Annotated in this window: 10 protein-coding genes; 4 read left to right on the top strand and 6 right to left on the bottom strand. The window is 70.3% G+C overall.

All coding sequences use genetic code 11. From position 1 onward, the window contains the following. Positions 1 to 18: 18 nt before the first annotated feature. Positions 19 to 891 (bottom strand): alpha/beta fold hydrolase, encoded by an 873-nt coding sequence (locus MWM08_RS21395; protein ID WP_244460003.1) that lies wholly within the window; start codon positions 889 to 891, stop codon positions 19 to 21. Positions 892 to 1,023: 132 nt separating this feature from the next. Here MWM08_RS21395 and MWM08_RS21390 point away from each other — a divergent pair, with 132 nt between their 5' ends. From MWM08_RS21390 to MWM08_RS21380, 3 genes are all read left to right on the top strand, one after another. Next, positions 1,024 to 1,710: an AraC family transcriptional regulator gene (locus tag MWM08_RS21390; protein WP_244408535.1), complete on the top strand. Its 687-nt coding sequence runs from the start codon at positions 1,024 to 1,026 to the stop codon at positions 1,708 to 1,710. Between the two features lie 189 nt (positions 1,711 to 1,899). Further along, the gene (locus MWM08_RS21385) at positions 1,900 to 4,611 is read left to right on the top strand and encodes an ATP-binding protein (protein WP_244408534.1); all 2,712 of its coding nucleotides are present in this window, start codon (positions 1,900 to 1,902) and stop codon (positions 4,609 to 4,611) included. Positions 4,612 to 4,644: 33 nt separating this feature from the next. Further along, complete coding sequence (locus tag MWM08_RS21380; RefSeq protein ID WP_244408533.1) at positions 4,645 to 5,613, top strand: Bug family tripartite tricarboxylate transporter substrate binding protein; 969 nt, start codon at positions 4,645 to 4,647, stop codon at positions 5,611 to 5,613. Positions 5,614 to 5,629: 16 nt separating this feature from the next. Here the strand turns inward: MWM08_RS21380 and MWM08_RS21375 are convergent, their stop codons facing one another. The 5 genes from MWM08_RS21375 to MWM08_RS21355 form a co-directional block, all read right to left on the bottom strand. Then, positions 5,630 to 8,383, bottom strand: a complete 2,754-nt coding sequence (locus MWM08_RS21375) for an ATP-binding protein (RefSeq protein WP_244408532.1) — start codon at positions 8,381 to 8,383, stop codon at positions 5,630 to 5,632. A gap of 126 nt (positions 8,384 to 8,509) precedes the next feature. After that, complete coding sequence (locus MWM08_RS21370) at positions 8,510 to 9,331, bottom strand: SDR family NAD(P)-dependent oxidoreductase (RefSeq protein ID WP_244408531.1); 822 nt, start codon at positions 9,329 to 9,331, stop codon at positions 8,510 to 8,512. A gap of 43 nt (positions 9,332 to 9,374) precedes the next feature. Next, the gene (locus tag MWM08_RS21365) at positions 9,375 to 9,746 is read right to left on the bottom strand and encodes a c-type cytochrome (protein WP_244408530.1); all 372 of its coding nucleotides are present in this window, start codon (positions 9,744 to 9,746) and stop codon (positions 9,375 to 9,377) included. Then, on the bottom strand, positions 9,746 to 11,926 hold the full coding sequence (locus MWM08_RS21360) for a xanthine dehydrogenase family protein molybdopterin-binding subunit (protein ID WP_244408529.1): 2,181 nt from the start codon (positions 11,924 to 11,926) through the stop codon (positions 9,746 to 9,748). The genes MWM08_RS21365 and MWM08_RS21360 overlap by 1 nt, the downstream gene beginning before the upstream one ends. Positions 11,927 to 11,937: 11 nt before the next feature. Further along, on the bottom strand, positions 11,938 to 12,327 hold the full coding sequence (locus tag MWM08_RS21355; RefSeq protein WP_244408528.1) for a (2Fe-2S)-binding protein: 390 nt from the start codon (positions 12,325 to 12,327) through the stop codon (positions 11,938 to 11,940). On the opposite strand from MWM08_RS21355, the gene MWM08_RS21350 reads away from it, so the two are divergent. After that, positions 12,265 to 13,848 (top strand): MFS transporter, encoded by a 1,584-nt coding sequence (locus MWM08_RS21350; protein ID WP_244408527.1) that lies wholly within the window; start codon positions 12,265 to 12,267, stop codon positions 13,846 to 13,848. The two genes, MWM08_RS21355 and MWM08_RS21350, sit on opposite strands and share 63 nt — an antisense overlap. The last annotated feature ends 1 nt before the right edge of the window (position 13,849 follow it).

Here is a 13,849-nt window from a genome sequence, read left to right as displayed (position 1 = left end):
CCGGATCGCGCAACCGCCTCAGGCCGGATCACGCAGCAGGAGACGTCCGATCATGTGCGCTGACCATCGGGGATACTGGTGATGCGGTGCATTCCCGGCATCCGGAAGGCAGCGAACGTCGATACCGGCATTGCAGGCACTTATCGCCTGCCAGTTCTCGGCCGGAAAGCCGATATCCCTTGCGCCGCACAGGCAAAGAACCGGCTGCCGGCATCGCAGCATGGCGTCGCGCACCTCAGGTGCCGGGAAGATGGGATTGCGCGGCTCATCGCCGAGCTGCGCGGCGGCCCATGCTGGCGGGACCGGCACCATGCCGGTCGTGTCCCAGCGCGCCAGGCGTTGCATCGAACGTCGTGCCGCGCGCCGGCTCCGCTCGGAGGACGGGTCGAAGGCGATCGCCAGCTGCGCCCGCTCATCCCCTTCAGGTGCGGCCGCGAGGTCGAAAAAGAGCTGCTGCGCGGCGGACCTGCACGGTCCGGGCGGTGCCGTCCCGATCAGCGCGAGGTGCGACAATCGCGGGCTGAGCGTCGTCAGCGCGGCCTGCGCGACCATGCCGCCGAGCGACCAGCCGAGCAGCGCCACGCGATCCAATCCAAGGCCATCCAGCAGATTGCGCACATCATCGACCATCTCGATCGGATTGTAGCGGCGCCGGCCCTCGGAATATCCGAGACCGGCGGGATCAAAGAGGATGACGCGGCAGCCCTGCCGCGCCAGCACGTCGAGGAATGCGGGATCCCAGCTCGCCATCGTCCCTCGGAAACGCGTGCACAGGACGATCGGCTGGCCCTCTCCGAAGCTGCGCCACGCCAGTCTCGCGCCACCCGTCTCGATAAACCGCACTGTCGTTCGCAACGCGCGATACGCAACCGCCTCCGGCAATCCTGCCATGTCCACCTTCAAAGGATGCCTGGCGCCTGCCCGGTGCATTGGAACGCCATCCGGTTCCGCTGCCATGTCGCCTGCCCAAGATCTAGGCGAGATCACACATCGCGCCTTGGACCCACGGAGCGCGATTTGGCGATGACGCGCGCCCTCAAGGCCGCCCGAGATTTTGCATCGCTTTACTCACGGACCGCCCCTGCATCGATGATGAATGGTCTCCGAAGCCACAAGCCCCGGCTCGCGAGCCCGGACCAGGAGATCGAGATGCACGCCGCCATACCCCCCGTCGCTGCGGCGGCGTACGTCCCGCGAGGGTTCAACGCGGCAGTGGAGCTCGGTCGGCTGCAGAAGGTCCTGGAGCAGGTCCAGGCACGCCGGCTCGTGCACGCGCCGGCCTTGATGGACGCGGTCCTCCCGGCGATCGTGGCGCTCGAGGGAATTCTGAGCGCCGCCCTGCCAGCCCGGCAGGAGCAGCTCGCCGGCCTAGCGCCCTGGCAGAGGCGCAAGGTGGCGCAGATGGTCGAGGAGCACCTGCATGGTCCGCTTGCCGTTTCGGACATGGCGGCGACGGCGCGGCTCAGCCGCAGCGCCTTCACGCGGGCCTTCACCGCCTCCTTCGGCCAGCCCCCGCATTCCTACGTCGTGGGCCGTCGCATCGCCCGCGCGCAGGACCTGATGGTCACCACCAACGAGCCCCTGGCGCAGATCGCGCTCGCCTGCGGCCTCGCCGACCAGGCGCACCTTTCGCGTGTTTTCCGGCAGCGCATCGGTACGACGCCGCGCTCGTGGCGCCGGACGGCAAGCGCGGCCGACATGGCTGCGTGATGCGCGGCGCGGTGTGCCCAGGTGCCCACTCGCGCGCCGCGCGCCGACCCGGTGGACCGCTGGTGCCCATGACCGTGCGTGATCCGACGGGGCGCATGACGCATCAGGCGGGACATCCCGGCTTCCGTCGCCGGGAGGGTGTCGCGCTGCGTGCGCGGCCGCGCCGCGCCTCGATGACGCGGCGCTGACGTGCCTGATACCCCCCTCCAGTTCGGCCCCTTCGTGCTGCGCCCCGGCCGCGGCAGCCTCACGCGCCAGGGTGTTGCCGTCCCGCTCGGCGCACGCGCCATGTCCATCCTCCATCTGCTGGCCCGCAGCGCGCCCCGGACGGTGAGCAACGCCGACATCCTCGCCACGGTCTGGCCGAACCTCCATGTCGAGGAGGCGAACATCAGGGTGCATGTCTCTGCCCTGCGCCGCGCGCTCGGGCAGGGCCATGCCATCGTCAATCGTCCCGGCGAGGGCTATTCGCTTGCCACCCCGGTCGTGCCGGCGTCGCAGGACGATGACGCGCTGCCCGCGCCGGCGGTGCCGCTCATCGGTCGTGAGAGCGATCTCGTGCGGCTCGACAGGATGCTCGCGGAGCACCGCCTGGTGACACTGGTCGGCGCCGGCGGCATCGGCAAGACGAGCCTTGCCGTCGCGGCAGCTGCCAGGTGGATCGGAGCGGCATCTGCAGGTCCAGCCTTCGTCGATCTTGCCCCGCTGATCGATCCCGCCCTCGTGGCCGATGCGGTCGCGCGGGCGCTCGGCGTCTCCATGACGCAGGCAGCGCCCGTTCAAGCGCTGGTCGATGCGCTGCGCGAACGCCCCCGTCTCCTCGTACTGGACAATTGCGAGCATCTTTCGGGAAGCGTCGCGGATCTCGCCGAGCAACTCCTCACCGAGGCTCGCGAGGTGCGCATCCTGGCCACCAGCCGCGAGCCTCTGCGGATCGCCGGGGAAGCCCTCCACCGGCTCCGACCGCTCGAACTGCCGGTCGCCGGCCTGCCCGACGCCACGGCCCGTGACACGCCGGCCCTGCGTCTCCTGCTGGACCGGGCCGCCGCCAACGATCCGCCCTTCGAGCCGGCGCCGGAGGAAATCGGGGACCTGGCCCGCCTGTGCAGCGCGTTGGACGGGTTGCCGCTTGCCATCGAGCTCGTCGCGGCGCATCTCGGCCCGCATTCCGCGGCCGAGGTTCTCGTGAATCTCGGCGAACACTTGGCCCGGCCGCGACCCTTGCCGGACCAGCGACAGCCACGGCACCGCTCGCTCCAAGCCGCGATCGATTGGAGCTTCGAGCTCCTGCGCCCGGCAGAGCGCTCGCTCTTGCTTCGCCTTGGGGTGTTCCGCGCCCACATGTCGCTCGAAAGCATCGTCGCCGTCGCCGGCGCCGGCGACGGGGTGGATGTCGATGCGTCGGCGCAGGACGGCGCGCCGCTCCCTCCCCCTCTGGCGCGCGAGTCGCTCGCCGAGCTTGTCGACAGGTCGTTGGTCGCGGTGACGCTGGATGGCGCGGCACCCACCTACCGGCTGCTCGACACCATGCGCGATTATGCGTCGCGACGGCTGCGCGAGACGGTGTGGGAGGATGACGTCAGGCGCTGCCACCTCCAGCGTGTCCACCAGCGCCTCGATCGCCTCAGGACGGCGGGGCCTGCGGAGTACGCGCAGGCATGGCGCGACAGCCTCCTCGATGACCTGCGCGCCGCGCTCGACTGGGCCTTCTCGCCGGGCGGCGATCCGGCTCTGGGCGTGCGCCTGACGGCCGCCGCCGGGCAGTTCTTCATGCAGACATCGATGGTCGCCGAATTCCGGCGCCATGCCGAACGCGCGCTTGTCGCGCTCGCCGCCACGCCCGATGCGGCTGCCGAGATGCAGCTGCTCGGCACGCTCGGCATGGCCCTCTTTCACGCGGAGGGGCCGGGGACGGCGATCCTTGCAACCCATGAACGCGCGCTCGAACTCGCCGGGCAGTTGGGCGATCTCGCGGCGCGGCGACGCAGCCTCTGGGGCATCTGGCTGTATCACTTCGGCCAAGGCCAGTACGCGGAAGGGCTATCCTTCGCCGCGGCCTACCGCGCCTGCACGCCGGCCGAGGACGACCCGCTGCATGTGGCCGATCGATGCACCGCGATGTCGCTCACCTATCTGGGACGACTGGCCGAGGCACGCGTCTACATGGATCGCGTGCTCGCACGACCGGCGCAACCCCAGGAGAGAGTGGTCGGCCAGTTTCAGTTCGAGCCCCGCGTCGCGACGCGCGCATTGCTGGCACGGACCCTATGGCTCCAAGGCCTGGCGGATCAGGCGCGCGCCGCTGCCGAGCAAAGCCTGGAGGAGGCCCTGGCCGGCGGCCATGCGCTTTCCATCTGCTTCTCGCTCGTCATCGGGCGCTGCTTCGTGGCGCAGATGACGGGCGATGCCGCAACGCTGAAGGACGGCATCGCGCGGTTGCTCGCCACGGCACGTCTGTACGCGCTGCCGCGCTGGGAGGGGCATGGGCTGATCCTGGCGGAGGCGAGCGCATTCGAGGGGCGGCGCGGGCACATCGATCTTGACGATGCGATGAAGGGCGGCGCGGCGCACCGCGAGGCGCTCGCCTGGCTCGGGCTAAGGCTCCCGCCAGATGACGAGATCCTGCTCCCGGCGCCGATCTGGGCGACGCCCGAGATGCTCCGCCTCGCGGCCCTGCGCGGGCCGTCCGATCGCGCGCCGGGCCTGCTTGATCGCGCGGATGCCCTCGCACGCGACCAGGGCGCCTTGGCGTGGCGGCTTCGGATCGCGCTCACGCGCCGGCGCCTGGCGCGGGATGCCGGGGAACGTGCCGATGCGGCCCGCGCGCTGGACGCCGTCCTGCCGTGCTTCACGGAAGGCTTCGACACCCCAGATCTCATCGACGCCCTGCACCGCCCATAGCCCCGCGTCACCAAGGCATCCTGGAGCCCCGTCATGCCCTCGATCGCACATCGCCGGCGCGACCTGCTCGCCACCGTCCTGTGCTGCGCCGCGCCAGGTATCGCCCGGGCCGCCCATCCGCCTATCCGCATCATCGTCCCGGCGGCGCCCGGCACCCAGATCGATGTCCTTGGCCGGGCGCTCGCGCTGCAACTCGGGGAGATCCTCGGCCGCACGGCCATCACCGATGCGCGCCCCGGCGCCAATGGCGTCGTCGCCATCGAGGCGCTGAAGCGCCTTCCCCGAGACGGCAGCGCGATGCTGATCGCCGGAGGCTCGCTGATGACCTACGGACCCGCGCTGAATCGGTCGCTGACCTACGATCCGACGCGTGACTTCGCGAGCATCGGGCTGATCGCCACCACGCCGCTCGTCCTGGTGTCCAGTGGACGCAGTCCCATCGATTCGCTTGCCCGTCTTGTCGATGCCGCGCGCGCCGAGCCCGGGCGCCTGACCTACGCCAGCGGCGGCCATGGCCATGCCAGCCATGTGGCGACCGCCATGCTGGCCGATGTGATGGGCATCTCGCTGACCCATGTGCCCTACGCGACCCGGCTGCCCTTCCCGGACCTTGTGGCAGGAACGATCGACCTGCTCGCGGCGCCGGTCGGCGCCGTGCTGCCGTACCTGCGCGACCGGCAACTGGTGCCGCTCGGCTTGCTCGGCGCCGAACACGATCCGGATCTTCCCGGGGTGCCCTCGTTTCGCGACGCCGGCTACGATGCGCCGGCTTTTCCGGGGTGGTACGCCCTGTTCGCGTCATCGGGCACGCCGACTGAGAAGGTAACGCTTCTCAATGATGCGCTGCGCCAGGCCCTGGCTAGGCCCGCGTTGCGCGACTGGTTGGCACAGGTGCGGCTGACACCGCTGGGCGGGCCGCCCACGGCGGTCGACCGGACACGCCACGCCGATGCCGAGGCCTGGATTCCGGTGATCCACAGGCTTGGCCTCGGCAACGGATAGGCGCGCCAGTGCACCTCTACGCGCATCCATCGAGCAGGGCTTGCGCGATGCGGAAGTCGGGCATCGCGAAACCTTCGGTGACGCGCGCCATCACCGGCTCGAGCAGCCGCCGCGCCGCGGCGTGCTCGCCCTTGAGACAAAGGACGCGGGCAAGGCTGGTGGCGCTGCGCAACGCCCAGCCCCGCATGCCACGGTGCTCCGCCAGGTCGAGCGCCTGGCGCAGGATCCGTTCGGCAGGGCGCAGCACGCCGGGTTCGCTTGCAGCGCGAATCAGCAGGCGCTCTGCCTTGGCGCGCAGCAATTCCGGCGCGCACCAACCCGCCTGGCCCGCATCCACGCGCGCAATGGTGGCGGGCTCGGCGAGGGTGGGATGGAGCGTGCCCAGCATCTCCAGGTGGAACGGCGTCGGGTCGATGTCCTTCGGGAGTCCCGGCGGCAGGCCTCCAGACAGGGGTACAGCGCCTTCGAAGCAGCGACCCCAGTCGCGCCAGTATGGCATGCGATGCGACTGCCCGATCGCGATGAGGTCCCGGACATGCGTCATCGCCGTCGCCTCGCCATTCCATAGTGCGATCGGGCACAGGGCGAAGCAGAGCGCGAAGGCCAACGACAGCGCATGGTCCACGGCCCTGGCGGAATGATGGGCAACCTGCGCGGCCTCCCACGCCTTCTCGGGAAAGCCCTCGACCCACAGCAGGCGTGCCTCAAGGGCGCGCGTGACGACCGTGTGATCGATCAGCGTGCCCGGCAGCATCACGTCGGGCGCATGACGCAGGGTCACCCCAAGGCGGCGGCGTGATTCCTGGATGTCGCCGGCCATGAAGCGGGTCAGGCCAACCATCCGGCCATGCACCACCACGACCGGATCGTCGTCGGGCGTGCCAGGGGCAATGCGGCGTTCGACGTCTTCGGCCAGGCGTGCGGCGGCGGCGCCATCGGCTTCCATGACCGTTGCCATCCAGAGCAGCACCGTCGCACTCAAGGCGGTCGCGTCGTCGCCATGCGCATCGGATACTTCCACCGCACGGCGCAGATGCTCGCCGATAACCAGGACCTCGCCCGTATTGTGCAGGATGGCAATGGCCGCGCTCAGATGCAGCCGCGCGACCTCGGGCGTGCCGCCGACCCCTTCCGCATCGATGGCCCGCTCCACGCGCCGACGGAACTCGGCTGCATGCCCGAGCGCAAGCCAGGCCGGCGCGGACTCGGCGATCAGGCCCAGCGCAAGCCGGCGATCGCCATCCGGCCCCAGCGCCCAGTCGACGGCCACGCGCAGGTCCTCCGGCAGCGCCTGGTGCGCCGCGCGCCACGCTGCAGGATCGGTGCGCTGCCGCTCCGCCAGCGCCGCGCGCACCTCCCGCAGCATGTGGCGCGCATGGCGCTCGCGCAGCTTTGGCGCTTCCCCGGCTTCCGCCAGCAGCTCGGCCGCGAAGGCACGCGTGATGTGCAGCAGACGCCAGCGCGGGACACCGCCCGCATCCTCGGCCCGGCTGATGAGCGACTTGCGCTCCAGTCGTTCGAGGCCGCGCAGGAGCGGCTCCTGGTCCTGCTCTGCCGCCATGATCGCCGCGGTGGCGGCGGTAAAGGGGCCGTGCAGCACGGACAGCCGCCGCAACCGTCGCTGATCCGTCGGCAGCAGCGCCCGGTAGCTCCAGTCCAGTGTACTGCGCATCGTGCGGTGGCGGTCGCTGCGGCCACGCCTCGCGAGGTTCTGGACAGAGAGCAGGCTGCTCGAATCGGCCGCAAGTCCCGCAATGCCGAACATGTCGATCCGCGAGGCCGCGAGCGTGATCGCCAGCGGCAGACCGTCGAGCCGATGGCAGAGCCGCGCAAGGTCCGCCGCATCGGATTCGCGCGGCTGGAAGTCGCCAAGGCGCGCCGCCGCCCGCTCGACCAGCAGTTGCGCGGCCGGGTAGCGAAGGACCTGCGCCAGGCCACCCGGCGCGTCGACCGGCGGCAGCCGCAGGGGGCGCAGGAGCTGCACGCACTCGCCCTCCGACTGCAGCGGCTCGCGACTGGTGACGAGGATGCGCAGGCGCGGCAGGCGCTGCAGCAAGGCGCGCGTCAGCTGCGCCGTCGCGGGCAGCAGGTGTTCGACATTGTCGAGCACCAGGAGCGTCCCGGCCTGACCCAGGGCGGCGGCCATCTCCTCCACCGGGTCGAAGCCTGGGGTGCCGAGCCCCACCGCGCCAGCCACCGCGGCAGGCAGCAGGGATCCGTCCGCAATGGTGGTGACGTCGAGGAAGCGCGGACGCTCGCCGGTGTCCGCCGCCCAGCCATGGGCCGCGGCGACGGCGAGGCTTGTCTTGCCGATGCCACCCACGCCGACCAGGGTGACCAGGCGATGACGTGCGAGCCGCGCATGCAGGCCGGCGAGTTCCTCGTCCCGTCCGATCAGCCCGCCCAGCATCGGCGGCAGCCGCCCGGACGACTCATCCGGTGCACCGGACATCGCCTGCACCGTTCCCGCCGGCCGGACCGGCAGCACGAACTGGTAGCCGCGGCCGGGAATGTTGAGGATAGCCCCGCGCATGTCCGGCGCAGTACCCAGGACTCGCCTCAGGGCGGAGATCTGGACGCGCAGATTGGCTTCCCCGCGGACCTGGCCGGGCCAGGCGCGCTCCGCAAGGTATTGCGCGCTGACCACCGCGCCGGGGTCTTCCATCAGGGCCGCCAGCAGGGCGCGTGCCGGACCACCCAGCGTCACCGGGACACCGTGGCGGGTCAGCGTTCCGGACTGGGGATAGAAGGCGAAGTCGCCAAACAGCAACGCGGCTCGGCTCCCGGAGCGACCAGCCCCGTCAGGCATGGCAATATGGCGCGGCACGGCGGGAGATCAGCACAGTCGAGGGTCGGCGGCCAAGCCAACGCCGCAGCAAGGCCTGGCACGGCGCAGTCACGCCGCTTCCGGGCGGGGCAGGCTGTATCGCGGGGCCGGCTGCGCGTGACCCAGATGCGGCGCCATCGCGACCCGCTGCGCTTCGTAGCGCGTCCATTCCGTCCCATCCTGCAGGGGCGGGATGGTGACGACTTCGCCTGAGTCGAGGCCCGCCAGTGCGGCATCGACGAGGTTCTCGGCGGTCATCACGATGGCCGACGGAAGATCACTGGAATCGCCCAGCCCCGCGGTGCCCCAGAACGCGGTGGCGGTGGCGCCCGGCAGCACGGCCTGGATGCGCAGCCCCTGGTTGCCGAGCTCGTGCTGCAGGGATTGTGTGAAGGCAAGGACATAGGCCTTGGTGGCCCCATAGACCCCGTTCAGGAGTTCCGGCGCGAGGGCCGCGATGGAGGCGATGTTGACGATGGTGCCGCCACCGCGGGCCAGGAATGCCGGCGCCGCGGCGTAGGTCAGGCGCGTCAGTGCCGTGACGTTCACCGCGATCATCGCTTCCATCCGGTCGACGTCGCTCTTGGCCAGCGAGGTGACGCCGCCAAAGCCCGCATTGTTCACCAGCATGCCGATGCGCGGCGCGTCCCGCAGCAGCGCCTCGACGCGGTGAAGGTCAGAGGCATCGCCGAGATCCGCGACGACGATGGTCACGTTCCGGCCCGAGGCGGCCGCGACGCGATCGGCCACTGCACGCAGCGGCGCTTCCTGCCGCGCCACCAGGACAAGGTCGTATCCGCGGCGGGCCAGGCGATCCGCATAGACGGATCCGATGCCACCGGACGCCCCGGTGATCAGGGCCGTACGCGGTGCATTCGAAACATGTGACATGGGTTCTACCTCTGCTGGATCCGTGGGGCGTGCGGCCGACCTGTCAGGGCGCCTGCGTCGTCGCGAGGAACGCGATCAGGTCGTCGCGGTCGGTCGCGTTCGGCACGCGGTTCGTCATCCGCGACCCGCGCACCTTCACCGCGGGGTTGGCGAGGAACTCATTCAGATCCTCGGCCGTCCAGGTGATGCCGGATTGCCGCATCGCGGGCGAGTAGTTCGCACCGCCGACGCTTGCTGCGGGACGCCCGACCACGCCTTGCAGATAAGGGCCGACGCCGTTGCGTGGCTGCGCGACCTGGTGGCAGGACGCGCATTGGCGCTGGAACAGCGTCCTGCCGTGATCGGCGTCCGCTGCCGAGGCGGGTGTCGCGGCGAGCAGTGTCGTAAGCGTGGCAAGGATGGGAAAGGGTCGCATCAGCTGGCTCCGAGGCGGGTCTTCGAGAGGGGAAGCGAGCGCACGCGCTGGCCGGTCAGGGCGGCGACCGCATTGACGACGGCGGGCGGCACGCCGGGCAGGCCGGGCTCCCCGATGCCGCCCATCGGCGCACCGCTCGCAACAATGCGCACATGCACGCGCGGCATGCGGTCGCGTGCCATGATGGGATAGGCATCGAAGTTGCGGGCCTGGGGCGCGCCATTCTCGTAGACCACCTGTTCGAGCAGGGCGGACGAGAGGCCGAGCGTCACGGCCGACTGCACCTGCCGCTCGATGATGGCGGGGTTGACGATGGAGCCCGGGTCGATCGCGACCCAGATGTCATGCACCACGACCTCGCCATCCTTGACCGAGACCTCGGCGATCGTCGCGACCTCGCTGTTGAAGGGCGATGCCATGGCGACGCCGCGCGCACGCTGCGCGCCATCGACCGCGAAGGGTCCACGGCGCCAGCCGCCCGACAGATCCGCCACCGCTTCGAGAAGGGCGCGCTGGCGCGGCTTGTCCTTCAAAAGCTCAAGCCGCAGCGCATAGGGGTCCTGTCCCCCGGCAGCCGCCATCTCGTCGAAGAAGCATTCGTGGAAGAAGTCATTCATCGAGTGGCCGACCGACCGCCAGAAGGCGATCACCGCCGGCTGCGGATGCTTCACGTAATCGGTACGGCGGTTGGGGATGGCGTAGTGGCGCCCGACGATGCCTTCCACGGCCGAGGAATCAACCGGCGGATTCCCCATGGCCGGGCCGAAGTAGCGGCCGAGCGGCCCTTCGCCGATGACCCGCGCGTGAAAGGCGACCGGCTTGCCCTGCGCGTCAAGACCGGCACGGAAGCGCGCGTAGCCGATGGGGCGCACGGCGTCGCGGGCGAATTCCTCCTCTCGGCTCCAGATCAGTTTGATCGGCAGGCCCGTAGCCTTGGCGAGGAGGATCGCCTGCGGGAAGGGGCTTGCATTGTTGTAGAGGAAGTGGCGGCCGAAGAAGCCACCCAGCATCGGGGAATGCAGGACCACCTTGGACGGATCGATCCCGGCGACCTGCGCGGCCACACCCTGGAACAGGTCCGGCATCTGGTTGGGCAGCCACAGGTGCAGGCGCCCATCGGCGTCGAACCGCGCCAGCGCCGAAGGGGGTTCGAGCTGCGCGTGTGACAGGTAGGGGGCGTCGTACTCGGCCTCGATGACCCGCGCGGCGCCGCGCAGCGCGGCATCGGCATCGCCGATCGTCTCGGCGGCCAAGCCGGCGCCGGTATCCGCCTTCAGGGCGGCGAGCATGCCGGCCGAGGAGAAATCCGCCGGAATGCCGCCCTGGCCAGCAACCCAATCGACCTCCAGCGCCTCGACCGCCTTGCGGGCCCGCCACCAACTGTCGGCAACGACGGCGACGGCGTCGCCCAGCCGGTGCACGGAATGCACCCCGGGCATGGACTTCACCGCAGCCTCGTTGCGCAATGCGCCGGCGACTGTGCCGATGCGTGGGGCATGCTGCACCGCTGCCAGCTTCATGCCCGGCACCGCGGCATCGATGCTGTACTGCGCGCGCCCGGTCGATTTGTCGCGGACGTCGAGCCGCGGATACGGCTTGCCGATGTAGCGGAAGCTTGCCGGGTCGCGCAGCGGCACATCCGGTGACTGCGGCAGCGCCATGGCGGCGGCGGCGAGCTCGCCATAGCTCAGCAGACTGTTGGTCGCGGCATGGATGACCATGCCGTTCTCAGTGCGGAGCTGCGCCGCCGGAACTCGCAGCCGCGTCGCGGCCGCACGGATGAGCATGTCACGCGCGGTCGCGCCGAGCCGGCGCATCGCATCATAGGAGTAGCGCGTGGAGGAAGATCCGCCGGTCACGCGGAGGCCATCGACCAGCACGTAGTCCGGGCCGGGCGGCGCGCATTCGACCGTGAAGCGCGCGGGGTCGAGATCGAGCTCCTCGCCGAGGATCTGTGCCATCGCGGTGTTGATGCCCTGGCCGCCTTCGACATAGGGGCTGAGCAACTTGAAGCCGCCATCCGGGTGGATCTCGAGGAAGGCTGTGACGCGCGTGCCAGGTTGCACGGCCGCCGCCTGGGCGCGGGCCAACCGGCCACCGCCGGGGAGCGCGACGCCAAGCACCAGCGCCCCGAGCAGCGCGCGCCGTGGCAGCGACGGATTGAGCGGCATGCCATCCATGGTGATGCTCCTCAGCCTTGCGCGGCGGCGCTGCGAATGGCGTCCGCGATGTTGTTGTAGGTTCCGCAGCGGCAGAGGTTGGTCATCGCGGCCCCGATGTCCTCCTCGGTCGGCTTCGGGGTCTGTTGCAGCAGCGCCGTCGCCGCCATCACCTGGCCCGACTGGCAGTAGCCGCATTGCGGCACCTGCTGCCCAACCCAGGCCTCTACGACGCGGCGGCCGACGGGATCCTGCTCGATCGCCTCGATGGTCGTGATGCGGGCGCCGACCACGCTGTCCGCCTGGGTCACGCAGGATCGCGTCGCCTGCCCATCCACCAGGACGGTGCAGGCACCGCATTGCGCGATGCCGCAGCCATACTTCGTCCCGGTCATGCCGAGCGTATCGCGGATCACCCACAACAGCGGAGTGTCCGGCTCGACGTCGACACGACGAACGGTTCCATTGATTGTCAGCTCGATCATGCGGCCTCCATCTGGCGGCGCACGGGCCACCACCTTGTGCGACAGCATCATCGTTCGCGGTTATCGCGGCTTGTCGATTTGGTGCGCCGCGGTGCGTCGCGCGGTGAGGCGATCGATCGTGGCTTCGCGCAGAGGGCGGGGACCGAACGTCCAATCCTCGCTGCGGTGTCGTCGGCATCCTCGCCGCTTTCCACGAAGCAGCGGATGACCCGATCCATGGACACGAACATCACATCACTGCAGCGATCCAGCGCGGCAATGCCTGAGCGCACGATGCGCCCGATCCTGCAGCTCGCGCTCGGCACCTTCGCGGTCGGGACGGAGGCCTTCATGATCGCCCCGCTACTGCCCGACATGTCGCGTGATCTCGGCGTCGGGCTCGGCGCGGTCGGACAGCTCGTGACCATCTACACCTTCGCCTACGCGATCGGATCGCCGGTGCTGACGGTCCTCACCGCGGCCATGGATCGCCGCCGCATGCTCTTCGGCGCGATGCTCGTTTTCGCGCTCGGCAATTTCGTCGCAACCCTGGCCGGCAGCTTCGAGGCCCTGCTCGCTTCACGCGTGCTGCTTGCGCTGGCAGCCGGGCTGTTTGTTCCCAATGCCAATGCGCTCGCCGCGACCATCGTGCCGCCGGCGCGGCGCGGGCGGGCGCTTGCCATCGTCAATGGCGGCTCCACCATCGCGATCGCGCTGGGCGTGCCGATCGGCGCCTTGCTGGGGCATCAGCTCGGCTGGCGCACGACCTTCGCGGCCGTCGGCGCGCTGGCCATCGTCGCGGCGTTCGCCGTGCGCTTCGGGTTGCCGCGTGATGTGGGCGGCCCGGCGCAGCGGAGCCCCGATCTCGGCGCCCGCCTGGCGCTGCTCGGCCGCGCCTCCGCGGTGCCGACGCTGCTGGCGACGATGTTCTGGGCCATGGGCGCCTACAGCGTCTACACCTACCTCGCGCCGATCGCCGCGATCACAGCCGACGTGCCGCCAAGCTGGGTGCCGGCCCTGGTGCTGCTGTGGGGCGCGTCGGCCGGGCTCGGGCTGGTTATCGGGGGGATCGGCACGGATCGCTTGGGAACGGCCGCGATCATTGTGCCAAGCCTCGGCATCCTCTCACTCGTCTTCGTCTCGCTTTCGGCGATGGCAGCGTGGCTACCACCCGCAACGGCGCTGCTGCCCTTCATTGTCGCGATCGCGGTGTGGGGGATCTCGGTCTGGGCGTTCTTCCCGGCACAGCAGTCGCGCCTCATCGGCATTGCCGGCGCCGAGAATGCCGCGTTGATGTTGTCGCTGAACGCAACCTTCATGTTCCTCGGCTTCTCGATCGGCGCCGCGCTGGGCGGCCTGACCGTGGAGCATGTCTCGGTCCGCGCGAACGGCGCACTTGGCGCGGCCTGCGAACTGCTGGCGCTGCTGCTTTCCTGGCTCGCATTGCGACGCCATGTGGCAGCGGGGTCGGGGCGCTGAG

The organism is Roseomonas fluvialis (genome assembly GCF_022846615.1).
GTDB classification, from domain to species: domain Bacteria; phylum Pseudomonadota; class Alphaproteobacteria; order Acetobacterales; family Acetobacteraceae; genus Neoroseomonas; species Neoroseomonas fluvialis.
This window is presented reverse-complemented; position numbering and strand designations above follow the sequence as displayed.